The organism is Paenibacillus sp. FSL R7-0048, from assembly GCF_038004505.1.
Classification (GTDB): domain Bacteria; phylum Bacillota; class Bacilli; order Paenibacillales; family Paenibacillaceae; genus Paenibacillus_AQ; species Paenibacillus_AQ odorifer.
Genome location: NZ_JBBORF010000001.1, coordinates 6,320,967 through 6,337,558 on the forward strand (window position 1 = coordinate 6,320,967; position 16,592 = coordinate 6,337,558).

Here is a 16,592-nt window from a genome sequence, read left to right on the forward strand (position 1 = left end):
TATCTCATGTACAGGCTGCCACTACCTTGGAGATATTCCATACTTTACAGAAGAAAAATGAAAACGGCAACATTTTTGAATATTGCCGTTCATCACCTCTATAAAGAAGATGGTCTTTAAAAAGGCCTTCCGCCAGATGCGAAAGACCTCTTTTATATCAGACAGATTGATAAATGGCGTTTTATTGGCGATATGCAGCCAGCTTGTTATTCAATTCGCGGGTCTGTCCATAAACTTCCTGATAGAGGTTGAATAGACCGTCATAGATTGCCGTTTGTTTCGGATCTGGTTTATAAACATCAGCAGGACGGATAAACGCTTCTGCACATTCCGCAAGGGATGTGAACCATCCGCTTCCATAAGCCGCCAGCATAGCTGCTCCCATTGCCGGACCCTGTTCACTTTCCAGCTTCACGATGGATGCATTGAAAATATCAGCCTGCATTTGCAGCCAAGCCTCATTTTTAGCTCCACCACCAATTGCAATGATCTCTGTAATCTCTTTGCCTGACTCACGTACAATCTCAATGGATTCACGCAGTGAGAAGGTAATGCCTTCTAATACTGCACGTGTAAAATGCGTCAACGTATGCCCTGAATCCATACCAATAAAGCTTCCGCGAATATTCGCATCTGGATGTGGTGTACGTTCTCCTACAATATAAGGTGTGAATAACAGGCCGCCGCTGCCAGCTGGAATAGAGGAAACTCCGCTTAACAGCTCATCAAAGCTTTTGTCCGCCGCAAAGGTTTCTTTGAACCACGTAAGGCTATGACCAGCAGCTAGTGTAACCCCCATAATATAGTAGGCATCTTTTTCACCATGGTTAAAGAAATGGACTTTGCCTTCGAGATTCAAATCTTTATTGCTCTCATAAGAAAGAACTACACCAGATGTACCAATACTGCACATGGTCCGGCCTTCTCCCAATACACCCGCTCCGAGCGCGCCACAAGCATTATCTGCACCACCAGCAAATACCTTCGTTGAAGATAAAAGACCTGACGCTTCAGCAATGTCCGGCAATAAAGTTCCAGTCTGTTCAAAGGATTCTACCAATCTAGGACAAAGAGAAAGCGGAAGTTCAAAAGCCTCTGCGATTTCTGCACTCCATTCTTTAGAACCTACATCCAATAACAACGTTCCGGCAGCATCGGAGTAATCCATTGCATAATCACCCGTCAACCGATAACGAACATAATCTTTTGGCAGCAGGAACTGATGCGCCTGTGATAATACTTCTGGTTCATTCTCTTGAACCCACAGAATCTTAGGCAGTGTAAAACCTTCCAATGCTTTGTTTCTGGCGATATCGATCAACTTCGTTCCAAGCGTCTTCTCAATCTTACGGCATTGTGCAGTAGTACGGGTATCATTCCAAAGAATAGCTGGACGCAGCACTTGCCCTTCTTTATCTACTAGTACCAATCCGTGCATTTGTCCGGAGAAACTTAGACCGTCTACTTGAGACGGGTCTATGCCTGATACTTCAATCAGACGGCGCAGGCTGACCAGCGTGCCTTTTACCCAATCCTCAGGATTTTGCTCACTCCAGTTCGGTTGGGGTCTGCTTAGCGGGTAGGACTCGGAATGCTCAAAAGCCACCTTCCCCTGCGGGTCCACTAGAACAGTCTTCACTGCACTAGTCCCCAAATCAACACCTATAACGTATTTCATTTTTGACCTCCTAAAAGTTTTGTTAGCATAGACTTCATTGAATTACTTCGAGCAAAACTTACTTCGTAAGCATCTTGCTTAGTTTTTACTACAAAAAGGGGGCTGCCGAAGAATGCTCTCTTCAGCAACCCCCGTTGCATTTGTTCAAACTCGACTCAAAGCCTAAGCTTCAAGCTCCCTATAAGGACTACTCAGCCAAGATGTATTGGTTAAGGGTAGCTCTCAGGTATTCTTGACGTCCGGATTGGTTAGGACGTGGGTTCTCATTGTTCAAAGCATATTCAGCCAAAGAAGCCAATGTTGCTTTACCGGAAACGATGTCTGCACCAACGCCTTCTGTGAAGCTGCTGTAGCGTTTGTCAATGAAATCTTCGAATACGCGATCTTCGATTAATTTAGCAGCAACTTTCAAGCCTTTTGCGTAAGTATCCATACCAGCGATGTGTGCCAAGAACAGATCTTGTGGCTCGAAGGAAGGACGACGTACTTTAGCGTCGAAGTTAATTCCGCCTTTGCCAAGACCGTCATTCTTCAATACTTCATAAAGAGTAAGTGTTGCATCGTAGATGTTTACTGGGAATTCATCAGTATCCCAACCAAGCAGTGTATCCCCTTGGTTAGCGTCAAGTGATCCAAGCATGCCATTAATACGAGCTACACGAAGTTCATGTTCAAAAGTATGACCTGCAAGTGTAGCGTGGTTAGCTTCAAGGTTCAGCTTGAAGTGCTTGTCGAGGTTGTATTTTTGCAAGAACGAAATTGTTGTTGCTGCATCGAAATCATATTGATGTTTAGTAGGCTCTTTTGGTTTAGGTTCGATCAGGAATTGACCATCAAAGCCAATTTCCTTAGCGTAATCTACGGCCATGCTGAACAGACGTGCAATGTTATCTTGTTCAAGACCCATATCTGTATTCAGCAATTCTTCGTAACCTTCACGGCCACCCCAGAATACATAGTTGCTTGCGCCCAGACGTTTACCAACTTCCAGACCTTTCTTCACTTGTGCTGCTGCATGTGCGAAAACATCAGCGTTAGGTGTAGAACCTGCACCGTGCATATAACGCGGGTTAGTGAACATATTAGCTGTATTCCACAGCAATTTCTTGCCGGAAGTCTTCATGCCTTGTTCAAGGATATCAACAATAGTGTCGATGTTGCTGTAGAACTCACGCAAAGATGCGCCTTCTGGTGCGATATCTACATCATGGAAGCAGAAGTAAGGCAGATCCATCTTGTCCATAAATTCGAATGCTGCTTCAGCGCGAGCTTTAGCTTTATCAAGACCACTCAATTTGTCCCAGCTGCGAATTGCAGTTTCAGCGCCAAACGGATCAGAACCGCCAGCAGTTAATGTATGCCAATAAGCCATTGCAAATTTCAGATGTTCCTCCATAGTTTTGCCGGCTACGACTTCTTTAGGATTGTAGAATTTAAATGCATAAGGGTTGGTGGAACGGCTTCCCTCGTAAGAGATTTTGTTCACTGTCTCAAAATAAGCCATTGTGTAATCCTCCTCATATTGTGCTACGCTAGCAAGCGTTTACAGCATCATCTTAACACATCTTTTTGACTTTGTATATTGGTTAAACAAAGTTTTTTTATAAAATTTCCGCCTCTTTAAGTCTCCCTTGCCTATCCGTTTAATATTCAAAAAATCCAATAAACATAGATTTCCTCTTTTCTGCCGATGTATTGCAATTTCCAGCACATCACTCTAGACTAAGTGGCATACAACAAAAGGGAACTATGCTAAAAAGGATGTGTGATTCGTGAAGGTTACCGGAGATCAGGCGCTGGTCAAAAAAATCAATAAATCGATCGTACTACATACTATTCGAAGGAACTCTCCGCTCTCGCGCGCCAAGGTTTCAGAGATGACCGGACTGAATAAAGCTACCGTATCCAATCTGGTGGCTGAGCTATGCGCTCAAGAATTAGTGACTGAAGTTGGACCAGGTCAATCCAGTGGCGGACGTAAGCCGCTAATGCTGCATTTTAACAGCATGGCCGGCAGTGTAATCGGTATAGAGCTACGGGTGAAGCAACTGACAGCCGTCTTATGTGATTTAAGTGGTGGCATTCTTTTCGAAAGCGATTTCTCCCTGGACAATCATGCTCTGCCTTATGTACTGGAACGGATGAAAAAAACAATTTCAGACTTGATTGATAAAGCACCTGAATCCCCATACGGTATCGTCGGCATCGGAGTAGGTGTCCCCGGGATGGTGGATGAGAACGGGGTTGTTCTTTTTGCTCCCAACCTTGGCTGGGAAATGGTCGACCTGCGGGGTATTTTGGAGGCGGAATTCGCGGTTCCAGTCACTATTGATAACGAAGCTAACGCAGGTGCACAAGGTGAACTGAACTTTGGGGCGGCAAAAGATGTTAGACATCTGCTCTATATCAGTGCGGGTTCAGGGATCGGATCCGGTATTATTATTGGCGGAGAGCTGTACAAAGGTGCAAGAGGATATGCCGGCGAGACCGGACATATGACGATTGAAGCACAAGGCAAGCCGTGCAGTTGTGGGAGCCGTGGCTGTTGGGAGCTATATGCCTCGGAGAAAACCTATGACCATTCCGAGTTCTCCCTCCCTGCTCATACCACACAAGAACTGGTCCGTTATGCAGCCGCTGGACAAAAAGACGCCTTGCGCCACTTCTCATCTATGGGTGAATATCTCGGCATCGGAGTAACGAATCTAATCAATAGCTTTAATCCAGAGCTGATTGTCATCGGTGGAGCCTTATCCGAAGCAGAAGCCTGGTTAGGGGAGCCCCTTCGCCGGGTTGTAGCCGAGCGTACACTTCCTTATCATAAGCAGCAGCTCGAGATTACCTTCTCCAAGCTGGGCAGCCGAGGCACGATGATAGGCGCGGGGTTCTCTGCAGTTATGCATTTTCTAGGCGATATTCGGGTGACCGTTTAATGTAGTCTAATGGACAACGTTTTGCGGGACAGTTTCACGGGTGAAATTCAAGAGCGGATAGAATTGACGTAAAATTGCCGCATTTAGGTGGATCAAAAGTGCAGTAAAAGCAACTTAAATCCTATATAATAAAGGATAAGTTAGTGTGACATTTATCACTACAACCCCTTTTTTGAAATGGAGAGCGAGTCCATGACCTATGTTGATACGTCTGATATCTCGGCACAGATGTTCATCACTGTGTTGCTTTTTCTGCTCATTATTGCCCCTTTGATCAGTCTCGGTGTGCTCCGTTTTTTTCAAGCCAAAAAGAAATCAGGGTTCATTCTGATCGGCAGCGGTGTTGCTGTATACGTCCTATTTCAGATCATTACCTCTTTCACTCAAGCTTAAATTGAACTTTGCGATTTACATCATAAAAAATAGCCTGCGCATATTAGCGTCAGGCTATTTTTGTATACTTAGACCACAAAAAGATCACCTCCAAAATGGAAGCGACCTTTTGCAATTTCCTCACAGAAATATATTTAATTAAACAGTCGCCAATGCTTTGTCGAACTGAGTTTTATTCATCCCCACGATTTTGTGCTCACCAATTACAGTTACAGGAACAGCTCTCATTCCCATATCCCAAACCTGCTGCGCGTAATCATCATTCTGCTCAATATTACGCTCTTCATAGGCTACGCCTTTTTCACTCAAAAAGCTCTTCACCTGACGGCAATGTGGACAATTTGTTGATGTATATACAATTACATTTTCCATCATTAGACCTCCTATGGAAGATTACAGTTATGTTACAGAATAACCGCGCTATGTTCCAGACTTTCAATGTATTTCTCAGCATCCATAGCTGCCATACATCCACTGCCTGCTGCTGTAATTGCTTGTCTATAACGGGTATCCTGCACATCACCACAAGCGAATACGCCTGGGATATTAGTTTCAGAAGTACCTGGGTTAGTCATGATATAACCTTCAGTATTAGTTGTGATTTGTCCACCCAAAAATGCAGTGTTAGGATGGTGGCCAATCGCCACAAACACTCCGCTTGCTTCAATGATTTCTTCTTGTCCGGTCTCATTGTTCAGCACTTTTAGTCCACTCACGCCTTTGTCTCCAGAAGTTACTTCCAGAGGAGTACGATTCAGGCTCCAAGCTACTTTAACATTATCGCGAACGCGATCCTGCATGATCTTGGAAGCACGTAGCTCTTCACGACGGTGTACCAGCGTTACTTTGGAGGCAAAACGAGTCAAGAAACCCGCTTCCTCAAGCGCAGAATCTCCACCGCCAACAACCACGATCTCTTTATTACGGAAGAAGAATCCATCACAGGTAGCACAGGTGCTCACACCGCGTCCCACATTATCCTGCTCGCCTGGGATACCGAGGTATTTTGCCGTAGCGCCAGTCGAAATGATCAGGGTATCCGTCGTAAGAACACCCAATCCTTCAACATTAAGCTTAAAAGGACGCTCTCCAAGTTCTACACTGTTCACCCAACCCGTACGGAATTCCGCACCAAAACGTTCAGCTTGTTTACGCATATTATCCATTAAGTCTGGACCCATAATTCCATCAGGAAATCCCGGGAAATTCTCCACTTCTGTAGTGGTGGTCAATTGTCCGCCAGGCTGAGGTCCTTCGATTACTAGTGGGTTCAAATTGGCACGAGCCAAGTAGATAGCAGCAGTCAACCCCGCCGGTCCGGTTCCAACAATTATTGATTTATACATATCTATATCCTCCTTGAGTTAGACGGCAGTGACGTCGCTTCTTATTTAAAATAATTATAATGTAGTCTTAATTATGCTAACTGAAAGCAAAAATGTCAATAAGCCAGACTCCCTCAGGGAAAAATCATTTGTGAACAATTTAATTTTTGGCAATAAATAATACACAGTAACATCACTGACCTCTTACCGCAACAATCGCAGCCCATTAAGAATAACCAATATCGTACTGCCTTCATGACCGATCACGCCAAAAGGAAGGGCGATGCCCTGCACAAAGTTACTGATCATCAGAACCGCGATTACTGTTACAGCAAAAATCATATTTTGCTTCACAATACGCTGTGAGCGCCGTGCCAATGAAATGGTCGAGGCGATCTCTTCAATATTATCATTCATAAGCACTACATCGGCGATCTCAAGCGCTGCACCACTGCCTTTCATGCCCATTCCCATACCAACAGTCGCTGTAGCCAGAGCAGGCGCATCATTCACACCGTCACCCACCATCACAACATTACCGTGCTCTTCACGAAGCGCCTTAATATGCTTTACTTTATCCTCTGGTAAAAGGTCGGCAAATACTAAATCTACTCCGGTTGAAGCCGCAATAACTTTTGCTGTAGCTTCCCGGTCACCCGTAAGCATAGCCACTTTAATCCCCAGCTCCTGCAGCTTCCGCACTGCGGCTTCTGCTTGTGGGCGAACTGTATCCTGCAATGCAATCATACCTGCAATATGCTCACCGTCCAAAATAATGGAGACAGTCTTCCCCTCTTCCGCCAACTGCTGCCGTTTAGTTCTCCAGAATGCAAGCTCAGAGTTCATCGCAGATGAAGTCAGCTCATCCAGTAAATTGGACTTTCCAATTTTCCAGAGATGCCCGTCAACTTGACCTTCAATTCCCCAGCCAGTGATGGTTTTACTTTCCTGCACTCCCCGCAGCTCCAGATATTCTTCCTCAGCTTTACGCACAATGGCTTCCGCCAATGGATGGCGTGACATATGCTCAATGGATGCGCTAATCGCCAGTAATTCTTCCCGGTTGTAGCCTTCAGCTGCAATAAAGTCTGTCACCTGCGGAGTTCCCTCTGTAAGGGTCCCTGTCTTATCAAAAGCTACAACAGAGGTCCGGGCCATATTTTCGAGGTGGACCCCGCCTTTAAATAAAACCCCTTTTCGCGCACTTTTGGAAATCGCCGACAGCATCGCAGGCATAATCGATGAGACCAACGCACAAGGCGAGGCTACTACAAGAAAAACCATCGCTTTATAAAAGGTTGCGCTCCAGCTCCAGTCTAGCAAAAAGGGTGGAAGGAAAATAAGAGCCACAGTCGAGGCGACAACTACCCGTGCATAGATGGCTTCCAGTCTTTTAATGAATCGCTGTGAATTTGGAACATCCGTCTCTGCTTCTTCTACCATCTTAATGATCTTGGAAAAAAGTGTGTTCTCTGCTGATTTCGTTACTTCAATATAAAGTGGGCCTTCTCCATTGACCGTACCTGCGAATACTTCGCTGCCGGCACATTTTTCAACAGGCACTGACTCTCCTGTAATGGAAGCCTGATCTACTGCCGATTCTCCTCTGTACACCTTACCATCTGCAGGAATAAGATCCCCTGGACGTACAAGCAACAGATCTCCAATTACTAACTGATCGATAGCTACCTCGTTCATGCTTCCTTTCTCAATCCGCATGGCTGTGGCAGGTTTCAAGGCCATAAGTGAGGAAATATCCTTCTTACTCCGTTCCATCGTATAGCTCTCTAAAGCTCCACTAAGCGCAAAAATAAAGATGAGCATAGCACCTTCATTCCAGTACCCAATGGTAGCTGCGCCTAGTGCGGCCGCAATCATCAGCAGGTTCACATCGAGATCACGTTCTTTGACGAGCGTCTCAACGCCTTCTTTGGCTTTGTTCCAGCCACCAATGGTATACGAAATAACATAAAGTACTATAGAGAAAACTTCTGACCAGCTGCCCATAGCCCAAGCAAAAAGCATAAGTACTCCGCTGCCAAGCGCAGCCTGCATCTCGGAGTTGCTGAGCATGGCTCTCAGATCGAACCGGCGTTTTGGAGCGCCTGGTTTCTTCATGCTGCCGGAGATTGAGGTTTGCTGGGGTAAATGTTTTGATGTTGCTTGCATAATAATCACCATCCTGAAAGTTTTGTGTAGGATTACTTCATTGACTTCTCTTTGCAACAAAACTTGCTTCGGGAGCATACGTTTTGTTTTGTCTAAATGATAATGAGAGCCATTCTTAAGACCCCTAAAATGACACATGCTGCCCCGGCTTAGCCGGGACAGCATGAATGATAACTATGAGTAGTGAGAATGATAATCATTGTTGCAACAGTACAACTATATTTCCTTAGTGCAACTTATATTTTAATAATACCACCTTGAACGAAAAAGTAAACCCTACCTTCTAGGCTATTTGTCATAAATTTAAACTAACGTTTTCCTCTCTTAGCTGCGTATTTTATTTAAAAGCTCGGATAGGACTTGCTCTTCGACTGGCGTCGAATAAGCTCCACCTTCAAAAGACTTCATCGCTCCAATTCCAGCTTGGAACACAAACCGTATACGCCCTTTGCGAACCTTTTTATCCGTATACATCTTATCAATCAGCATTCTATTTGTAATGGTTGCTGGTATTTCAGTCGGAAGTCCCGCCTTCTTCAACAAAGCAATCACACGCTGAGTTTGGTCAGCCGTTACATACCCCAACTGCTCTGCCAGCTGCACCTGAACCGCGAGTCCAATCGCAATAGCCTCACCATGTAATAATTCATAACCACTTAAAGCCTCTAACGCCCGGCCAGCAGTATGCCCCAGATTTAGAATTTGGCGCAGGTTGCTCTCCAGTTCATCCTTTTCCACCACGCTATACTTGATCTCACAATTATGAAAAGCAATCCGTTCGCAAACCTCTCGATCTAATACAAGTTCGCCATCTGAGGAGACCACTCGCTCCATATTCTGTTCAAGAAACTCAAAAAAGTCAGCATCCGCGATGCAGGCATGTTTGATTGTTTCAGCCAAACCACTACGAAGCTCACGTACCGGAAGCGTTTTCCAAGTGGCTAGGTCGATGTAGACCTTTTTAGGCTGATGAAAAACACCAATTAGATTGGTTGCAACTGGTGTATTCACGCCCGTTTTACCACCAATTGAAGCATCCGCTGCTGCTAAAAGGGTAGTTGCATAGTTCAAACTTGGCACTCCCCGACCAAATGTTCCAGCCAAAAAACCTGCCAAATCCGTTACCGCTCCACCTCCGATGGCAAGGATACAGCAATCTCGTCCGTAAGAACGGCTTAATAGCCGGTCCTCCAGCTGTGCCTTCGTTTCTCGGGTTTTAGACTTCTCTCCAGCAGGGAAAGAAAATAACTCCGCTTGAAAATCATTCTGATGCAGTTGTTCCAGCAAGGCTTGTCCATACAGGGCTTCAACTTTTGAATCTGTAACAATCGCGAATTTGCTTACATTCTCGACAATTCCATGTTTCAAATCCTCGATCAGAGCGCCAAAAAGACCTTCCCCAATCTCAATATCGTAAGAATGATCTACAACCTTTTGCAGGCCAACTCTAAAATTTGTAGACATCTACAGCACCCCTATTCAGCAAGATGCTAATAAAATTCGAGCCTTCACTGTCATTATCCTGTTTATGTAAAATGTAAGAAGAAGCTGGAAACGTATGTGGATGTCCTAAAACTAATGTTGTCTGTAGCTACTGGTGATAGTAGAAAGGATCGGTGCAGATTAGTTTGAGTGCGGGGTTGAGTACGGAGGTTGAGCGCAAAGTATGAATACGACACGAGTGATGAACGTATGATGCAAGTTGCTCGCGTATGTTGCTACTATCGGACTCAGCTGACCCTAATCGCTGATTTTAAACACATTTGGTATTCTAACGGACTCCATTGCAGCTATTGACCTGAAAAGCACCAAATATGTACCTCTTCCTAACGAATAGTGTCTCTGGTGTCCGAAACCATGCTTAAAAAGCTAAAATCAGGCAAATAGCGTCATCTGGGTCCTTAAGCATCAGGGGGCGGAGGTTAAGTGCAGACTTTGAGTGTTGATTAGTTTAAGTGCAGAGGTGCACGATTAGTTTAAGTGCGGAGGTTGGGCACAGGGTGGGAGTGCGGAGGTTGCATCCAAAAGCATGAGTGCCAGATTAGTTTAAGAACGGAGGTTGGGCACAGGGTGGGAGTACGGAGGTTGAGTTCAAAGTATGAGTACGACACGATTGATGAGCGTATGATGCAAGTTGCTCGCGTATGTTGCTATTATCGGACTCAGCTGACCCTAATCGCTGATTTTAAACACATTTGGTATTCTAACGGACTCCATTGCAGCTATTGACCTGAAAAGCACCAAATATGTACCTCTTCCTAACGAATAGTGTCTCTGGTGTCCGAAACCATGCTTAAAAAGCTAAAATCAGGCAAATAGCGTCATCTGGGTCCTTAAGCATCAGGGGGCGGAGGTTAAGTGCAGACTTTGCGTGTTGATTAGTTTAAGTGCAGAGGTGCACGATTAGTTTAAGTACGGAGGTTGAGTATAGTGATTGAGTAAAGGGATATATGTACGCTGTTGAAGCAGGCAGCTAACGACCAAAAAAACAAAGCAACGATTCTCCTATAACCGGATAATCGCTGCTCTGAAGTCTTTTTTCGATTCTTATATGAACTGCACCGTATCGTTCATCAGAAAAAGCTTACTGCCTTCCCCCGGCGGCAGTATCCAGCGTTTCTCGCTGCCTGGCGATCCAGATCAGGCAGGCCGCTCTCAGCAGCGCTTCGGTCCGCTGACCGGCGCTGCAAAAGATCCCGCTGAGCCCGATCTGATACAGATCGGCCAAAGCCGACGCCGCCGGTGTCCCCGCGGCGAGCACCACCGCCGCCGGCTTCACGCTCGTCACGGCGGCAAAGATCTTCCCCGCCGCCAGGGCGAATTCCTCCGCGGCGGTCTCTTCCGGCGCGTGTTCGCCCGCCGCGCCGTCCAGCACTAGGAAATCGGCGATACGCGCGATTTCCGCAGCGGCGGCAGGCTCCACATCGGGCGCGATCAGCGCCCCGATGCGGCATGCCGCCGCATAAGCGTGGCCGAGTGTCTGATCGGCCACGTCTTCGATGAATTCGCGCTTTGCGGCGAATTCGGCTGCGCTTGCGGTGTAGGCGACCAGCAGGTCAAGGCGGCAATCGCCGCCTTGCCGCTGGCTCTCCGCCACCGCAGCGAACAGCGCTTCGAGCTGCGCGTCCTGAAGCGCGGCAAGCTTGGCGGGCTGCGCCACCGCAAGTGACTCTGGATGCAGCAGGGTGACTGCCGCCCATTCGCCATCCGGAGATTCGAGCAGCTCTACAACAGCTGCGCGCAGACGATAAGAGATTCGCTGCAGAATACGCGCTGTTTGGAGTTCATCCTCGCTAGATAACCAGTTCTCATAAAGACAGAACAGCTCTGGTTCCAGCAGCCATTCCTCACTCCGTATCAAACACGGGCCCGCTTGAACAGTCCTTGTTCCTTCCCGTCCAGCAAGACGTTCTTCTCTTCCTTCACGCAGCACTAGAAATGTCGATGGTTCCCCCGGCCGCTTAAAATAAGACCGCTTCAAAGGCTCAATGACATCCCTCTGCTCTACTCCAGCGATAAATTCTGCGGCAGCGGAGGCTACGGATCCAGCTTGGCTCATTTCCATTCCCACAGTCCGATCACCAGCCTTATACATGAACTTGAACGGGCGATCTTCACTACTCCGCAAACCATCCTGCTGACGTTCACCCTTCATCCTCGCACCCACCCTTTATCTTTGGATTGCTGCCGGTATGCCAAGCTATATAACATAAGCGACCGACATTTCATTACCTACCTCACTTATAAATACGGGAGCCACACCTGAAATATGCAAGCGTTGCCAAATCCGATGAATATTCCAACTTTTTTAGGCAACAAAAAAAGCATTACCGCAGAGCGGTAATGCTTTTCGAAATATAAACTTCTATTGTTGACTGGCAGCAATAGCTTGCTCCAGATCATAGATAATATCATCAATGGACTCCGTCCCGATCGACAAACGCAGCAATTCCGGCGTTACTCCGGCTGTGATTTGCTCTTCATCCGACAGCTGTGCATGAGTTGTGCTCGCTGGGTGGATGATCAATGACTTGGAATCCCCAACATTCGCTAAATGAGAGAACAACTTCACATTCTCAATCAGCTTACGTCCCGCAGCACTTCCACCTTTAATACCAAAAGTAAGGATCGCACCTTGGCCTTTAGGCAAATACTTTTGCGCCAATTCATGAGATGGATGCGTAGGAAGTCCCGAATAACTTACCCATTCCACATCTGAATGTGCCTCCAAATATTGCGCTACCTTCAGCGCATTCTGGCTATGACGTTCCATCCGCAAATGAAGAGTCTCCAGACCTTGCAGCAGCATCCAAGAGTTGAACGGAGAAATCGCCGCCCCTAAATCGCGAAGCAATTGAACGCGGGCTTTAATAATATAAGCAATCGGGCCCACCGCTTCCGTATAAACCACTCCATGATAGCTTGGATCTGGCTCCGTAAGACCTGGGAATTTACCGCTTGCCTTCCAATCAAATTTACCGCCGTCAACAATAATCCCGCCAATGGATGTACCATGTCCGCCGATGAATTTGGTTGCCGAATGGACAACAATGTCCGCGCCATGCTCTATCGGACGCAATAAATATGGACTTGGGAACGTATTGTCTACGATGAGAGGAATCCCATGTTCATGGGCGATCGCTGCAACTGCCGCAATATCCAGAACATTTCCCTGTGGGTTGCCGATTGTTTCTGCATACAAGGCTTTGGTCTTATCTGTAATCGCAGCACGGAAGTTCTCAGGATTATCCGAATCTACGAAATGTACCTTAATACCAAGCTTAGGCAGTGTTGTCGAGAATAGATTATAAGTTCCGCCATATAGGCTTGCTGCAGATACAATTTCATCCCCAGCGCCCGCAATATTTAGAATGGAAAAGGAAATAGCCGCTGCCCCGGAAGCTGTAGCAAGCGCACCTGCCCCGCCCTCAAGTGCTGCCACACGCTGTTCAAATACATCCGTAGTTGGGTTCATCAGCCGAGTATAAATATTACCGAATTCTTTAAGCGCGAACAGATCGGCTGCATGATCAGCATCACGGAACCCGTAGGAAGTGGTCTGATAAAGCGGTACAGCACGTGAGAAAGTAGTTGGATCAATTTCCTGGCCTGCATGGACAGCCAAAGTTTCAAACGACAGCTTGCGATCTTCTGACATAGGTATTTCCTCCCCTATAATTAAGTATAGAAATGATTAACAATTTTGAATTGTACCCATTCTCTCACAAACCACGTCATTTGAAAAGAAAAAAATCTCATTATTCCGGTGTGAATTATTGTACTTTGGTCAAATGCTTCTGCTAGTGTCCTCTACCTACTGGATAACGCTTTCAATATAAATTATAAAAACCTCAAACTTATGTATAAAACACAATCGCTAATCAAGCTGATCGGTTAATAGCTTGAATCAGGACAGCGGCGAATGAGCTTGTCCTCCTCACTCGCCGCTTCCGATTCAGCCCTTCGGCTTAGTAATTGCTTTGGCTTGTTTCGCCTTTAGCAATCGCTACACCACCGCTAGTTCCAATACGGCTTGCACCTGCTTGTACCATTACATGTGCATCTTCTGCACTACGTACACCACCGGAAGCTTTTACACCGATATTAGGTCCAACTGTAGCACGCATAAGCGCGATATCTTCTTTCGTTGCCCCGCCTGTAGAGAATCCAGTGGATGTTTTTACGTAATCTGCTCCGGCCTCAACAGATAGCTTGCAGGCACGAACTTTTTCTTCTTCCGTTAACAGACAAGCCTCAATGATGACTTTTGTCAGGGCTTTGCCGCGCGCTGCATCTACAACAGCTGCAATATCACGTTTAACCAACTCATCGTTGCCATCTTTTAATGCTCCGATATTGATGACCATATCCACCTCGCCTGCACCTTTAGCGATAGCATCGGTAGTCTCGAATGCTTTGCTCTCTGTTGTCGATGATCCCAGCGGGAAGCCGATTACTGTACATACTTTAACCTCAGGCGTATCTTTCAGCACTTCATGGGCAGTAGCTACCCAAGCAGGGTTTACGCAAACAGAAGCAAACTTATAAGTTTTAGCTTCCTCCGCCAATTTAATAATGTCTTCTTTCCGTGCATCTGCTTTAAGCAGTGTATGATCAATGATCCCCGATAGTGTAATTTCGCTCATTTTTATTATTCCTCCATGATTTGGATAGTAGTTTTTTTCATCTCTGTAATCATACCAATAGAACTGTGCTTTGCAAAGCAAACAGGGTGGGCATGCCTACCTCAAACCTTAATTTGTGCAGATTTTATGGATTTTAAGTAGTTTCTCATTCCCTAAATTATCTTTTTAAAAAAATAAAGGTTTAATCCCCTAAACTTTCCCAATTAAAAATACGATAATAGTCTTAGATAAATAGGTTTTTTTATCCTATTCATCAAAATTTTTCTTAGATAAAACTTAGGAGGAGATTAATCAAAAATGGGAAACTTCAATTTCGCCACAAATGCTACAGATCAAAAACTGAATGTACAAGTCGAAGGAACTATGTCGCCAGAAGATGCAGGACGTTTCATTAATGAGTACAACCAAATCATAAGTGCATTCGACCCGAAACAATATGAGATCATCCTAGATTGCAAGACATTGAATGTATCCTCAAAGGACACACTTCCCATGCTTGAGCAATGCTACATACTGTACAAACAATCCGGATTTAAAAAAGTAACCTTTATTATTGCCAAAAGCCCTGTCCTAAAAATGCAGTTAAGCCGAGTGGCACGGGCAACGAAATTAGAAAATTACGAAATTATTGAAGCATAGGAGGCGCCACTTGGGACATATAGCGATTCGCCAAGCTGCTTATTACCACCCAGAGCATATCGTAGATAACGAATATTATCTGAAGCATTTTCAGAGTATGGGCAAGGACATCAAACGATTCCTAGAAGTCATGGGTCGCGACCGGAGATACATCGTAAAAGAACAGGGTGAAAATGCTCTGACGATGGGATTAAAGGCTGCCCAAAAAGTGCTTAGCGAAGCGAATTTGCAAGGTGAGGATATGGACATGATCATGTTCGCTTCACAGACGCCAGAGTACACCTATCCTACCAATGCACTTCTCCTACACCGTATGCTTCAAGGTAAACACCGGACCATTACGCAGGATTCCAATGCTAACTGCGCAGGAATGGTCTCCGCCGTGGAGCAGACAAGTCGTTATATGCAAGCCAATCCCAGCATCAGGTACGCACTCGTTGTAGGAAGCGACTACAGCTCAGTGAACTGCAATACAGATGATGAAATTACTTACCCTAACTTTGGGGACGCCGCAGCAGCAGTGATTCTAGAGCGCAGCAGTGAGTATGCAGGCTTCATAGATTCCCTTTATTACACCGATTCTGAAGGATCCGAAAATATTATGTTCCCGGCCTGCGGCCTGTCGAATATTTATCAAGAGGGTATGACCCCAGAGCAGATTCGGATACGGTGGACCCCTTTTGACGGTACAGTGTGTGTGGATGCGGCTATAGCGGATATGAAGGAGCTTCTCTCACGCAACGGTCTGACTACGGATGATATCTCTGCATTCTGCCTTTCACAATTCTCACTGAAAAATATCGAGCTCATCCAAATCGGACTTGGGCTAACCGCAGAAAAGTTCATTTATGTAGGCGACGAGTTCGGCTACACAGCCACAAGCAGTCCTTTTATCGCCTTTCAACGCGGAGTCGAGGACGGACGAATTAAACGTGGCGATTATGTCTTCTTTTGGTCAGTTGGCGCTGGCTGGCAAATTCCTACGATGCTTTATCAATATTAATAGCATAAAAAGCCCTACTTCTATAGAAGTAGGGCTTTCCTATCAGAGGATCAGTTGTTGATACACTATGGGCTGTCCTTATTGCCAAACCCGGAATTATATAAGGTAAAATAGGGAGCTTTTTTGCGTACGAGCCACTATCGGATTCAGCTGACCTTATAGGCAGCATAATTGCACATTTGGGAAACTATCGGACCCCATAGCCGCTATTGGCATAAAAAACACCAAATCCGAACCTCTACCTAAGGGATAGCGCCACTGGAGTCCGAAGCCATGCTCCTAAGCCTTAAAACTTACAAATAACAT

General features: G+C 45.8%; 13 protein-coding genes. 4 read left to right on the plus strand and 9 right to left on the minus strand.

Annotated features, from left to right (window positions below; genetic code table 11):
* Nucleotides 1–181: 181 nt before the first annotated feature.
* Both xylB and xylA read right to left on the minus strand, forming a co-directional pair.
* The gene (xylB, locus tag NSQ91_RS27955; protein ID WP_076128710.1) at nucleotides 182–1,678 is read right to left on the minus strand and encodes a xylulokinase; all 1,497 of its coding nucleotides are present in this window, start codon (nucleotides 1,676–1,678) and stop codon (nucleotides 182–184) included.
* A gap of 187 nt (nucleotides 1,679–1,865) precedes the next feature.
* Nucleotides 1,866–3,182 carry a xylose isomerase gene (gene xylA, locus NSQ91_RS27960; RefSeq protein WP_076128712.1) on the minus strand — a complete coding sequence of 439 codons (1,317 nt, stop codon included), beginning with the start codon at nucleotides 3,180–3,182 and terminating at the stop codon, nucleotides 1,866–1,868.
* Between the two features lie 268 nt (nucleotides 3,183–3,450).
* Between xylA and NSQ91_RS27965 the strand changes: the two genes are divergently transcribed.
* Nucleotides 3,451–4,611, plus strand: a complete 1,161-nt coding sequence (locus tag NSQ91_RS27965) for an ROK family transcriptional regulator (protein ID WP_340920813.1) — start codon at nucleotides 3,451–3,453, stop codon at nucleotides 4,609–4,611.
* A 192-nt stretch (nucleotides 4,612–4,803) separates the two neighbouring features.
* Complete coding sequence (locus tag NSQ91_RS27970; RefSeq protein ID WP_036680251.1) at nucleotides 4,804–5,004, plus strand: hypothetical protein; 201 nt, start codon at nucleotides 4,804–4,806, stop codon at nucleotides 5,002–5,004.
* Between the two features lie 138 nt (nucleotides 5,005–5,142).
* Here NSQ91_RS27970 and NSQ91_RS27975 read toward each other — a convergent pair whose 3' ends face one another.
* From NSQ91_RS27975 to deoC, 7 genes are all read right to left on the minus strand, one after another.
* Nucleotides 5,143–5,376, minus strand: coding sequence for a glutaredoxin family protein (locus NSQ91_RS27975; RefSeq protein ID WP_076128716.1), 234 nt, complete (start codon nucleotides 5,374–5,376; stop codon nucleotides 5,143–5,145).
* A gap of 32 nt (nucleotides 5,377–5,408) precedes the next feature.
* Nucleotides 5,409–6,350, minus strand: a complete 942-nt coding sequence (gene trxB / locus NSQ91_RS27980) for a thioredoxin-disulfide reductase (RefSeq protein ID WP_076128718.1) — start codon at nucleotides 6,348–6,350, stop codon at nucleotides 5,409–5,411.
* Between the two features lie 183 nt (nucleotides 6,351–6,533).
* Nucleotides 6,534–8,498, minus strand: a complete 1,965-nt coding sequence (locus tag NSQ91_RS27985) for a heavy metal translocating P-type ATPase (RefSeq protein ID WP_076304777.1) — start codon at nucleotides 8,496–8,498, stop codon at nucleotides 6,534–6,536.
* A gap of 324 nt (nucleotides 8,499–8,822) precedes the next feature.
* Nucleotides 8,823–9,962 (minus strand): 3-dehydroquinate synthase, encoded by a 1,140-nt coding sequence (gene aroB, locus NSQ91_RS27990; RefSeq protein ID WP_076185442.1) that lies wholly within the window; start codon nucleotides 9,960–9,962, stop codon nucleotides 8,823–8,825.
* Nucleotides 9,963–11,082: 1,120 nt separating this feature from the next.
* Nucleotides 11,083–12,153, minus strand: a complete 1,071-nt coding sequence (locus tag NSQ91_RS27995; RefSeq protein WP_340920818.1) for a hypothetical protein — start codon at nucleotides 12,151–12,153, stop codon at nucleotides 11,083–11,085.
* Between the two features lie 210 nt (nucleotides 12,154–12,363).
* Nucleotides 12,364–13,656 carry a homocysteine synthase gene (locus tag NSQ91_RS28000; RefSeq protein ID WP_036680260.1) on the minus strand — a complete coding sequence of 431 codons (1,293 nt, stop codon included), beginning with the start codon at nucleotides 13,654–13,656 and terminating at the stop codon, nucleotides 12,364–12,366.
* 310 nt (nucleotides 13,657–13,966) lie between these two features.
* A complete protein-coding gene (gene deoC / locus NSQ91_RS28005) occupies nucleotides 13,967–14,644 on the minus strand; it encodes a deoxyribose-phosphate aldolase (protein WP_036680262.1) in 678 nt (225 codons plus the stop codon).
* A 297-nt stretch (nucleotides 14,645–14,941) separates the two neighbouring features.
* Between deoC and NSQ91_RS28010 the strand changes: the two genes are divergently transcribed.
* Nucleotides 14,942–15,283 (plus strand): hypothetical protein, encoded by a 342-nt coding sequence (locus NSQ91_RS28010; protein WP_076185444.1) that lies wholly within the window; start codon nucleotides 14,942–14,944, stop codon nucleotides 15,281–15,283.
* Nucleotides 15,284–15,293: 10 nt separating this feature from the next.
* Entirely contained in the window at nucleotides 15,294–16,286 is a 993-nt protein-coding gene (locus NSQ91_RS28015) for a ketoacyl-ACP synthase III (RefSeq protein ID WP_076219606.1), read from the plus strand.
* Nucleotides 16,287–16,592: the final 306 nt, after the last annotated feature.

What these genes read in the sequence shown, in the direction of transcription:
- NSQ91_RS27985 (WP_076304777.1), bottom strand. Translation starts at nt 8,498, where the DNA reads ATGCAAGCAACATCAAAACATTTACCCCAGCAAACCTCAATCTCCGGC.
- trxB (WP_076128718.1), bottom strand. Translation starts at nt 6,350, where the DNA reads ATGTATAAATCAATAATTGTTGGAACCGGACCGGCGGGGTTGACTGCT.
- aroB (WP_076185442.1), bottom strand. Translation starts at nt 9,962, where the DNA reads ATGTCTACAAATTTTAGAGTTGGCCTGCAAAAGGTTGTAGATCATTCT.
- NSQ91_RS28010 (WP_076185444.1), top strand. Translation starts at nt 14,942, where the DNA reads ATGGGAAACTTCAATTTCGCCACAAATGCTACAGATCAAAAACTGAAT.
- xylB (WP_076128710.1), bottom strand. Translation starts at nt 1,678, where the DNA reads ATGAAATACGTTATAGGTGTTGATTTGGGGACTAGTGCAGTGAAGACT.
- NSQ91_RS27975 (WP_076128716.1), bottom strand. Translation starts at nt 5,376, where the DNA reads ATGGAAAATGTAATTGTATATACATCAACAAATTGTCCACATTGCCGT.
- NSQ91_RS27970 (WP_036680251.1), top strand. Translation starts at nt 4,804, where the DNA reads ATGACCTATGTTGATACGTCTGATATCTCGGCACAGATGTTCATCACT.
- NSQ91_RS27995 (WP_340920818.1), bottom strand. Translation starts at nt 12,153, where the DNA reads ATGAAGGGTGAACGTCAGCAGGATGGTTTGCGGAGTAGTGAAGATCGC.
- NSQ91_RS28000 (WP_036680260.1), bottom strand. Translation starts at nt 13,656, where the DNA reads ATGTCAGAAGATCGCAAGCTGTCGTTTGAAACTTTGGCTGTCCATGCA.
- deoC (WP_036680262.1), bottom strand. Translation starts at nt 14,644, where the DNA reads ATGAGCGAAATTACACTATCGGGGATCATTGATCATACACTGCTTAAA.
- xylA (WP_076128712.1), bottom strand. Translation starts at nt 3,182, where the DNA reads ATGGCTTATTTTGAGACAGTGAACAAAATCTCTTACGAGGGAAGCCGT.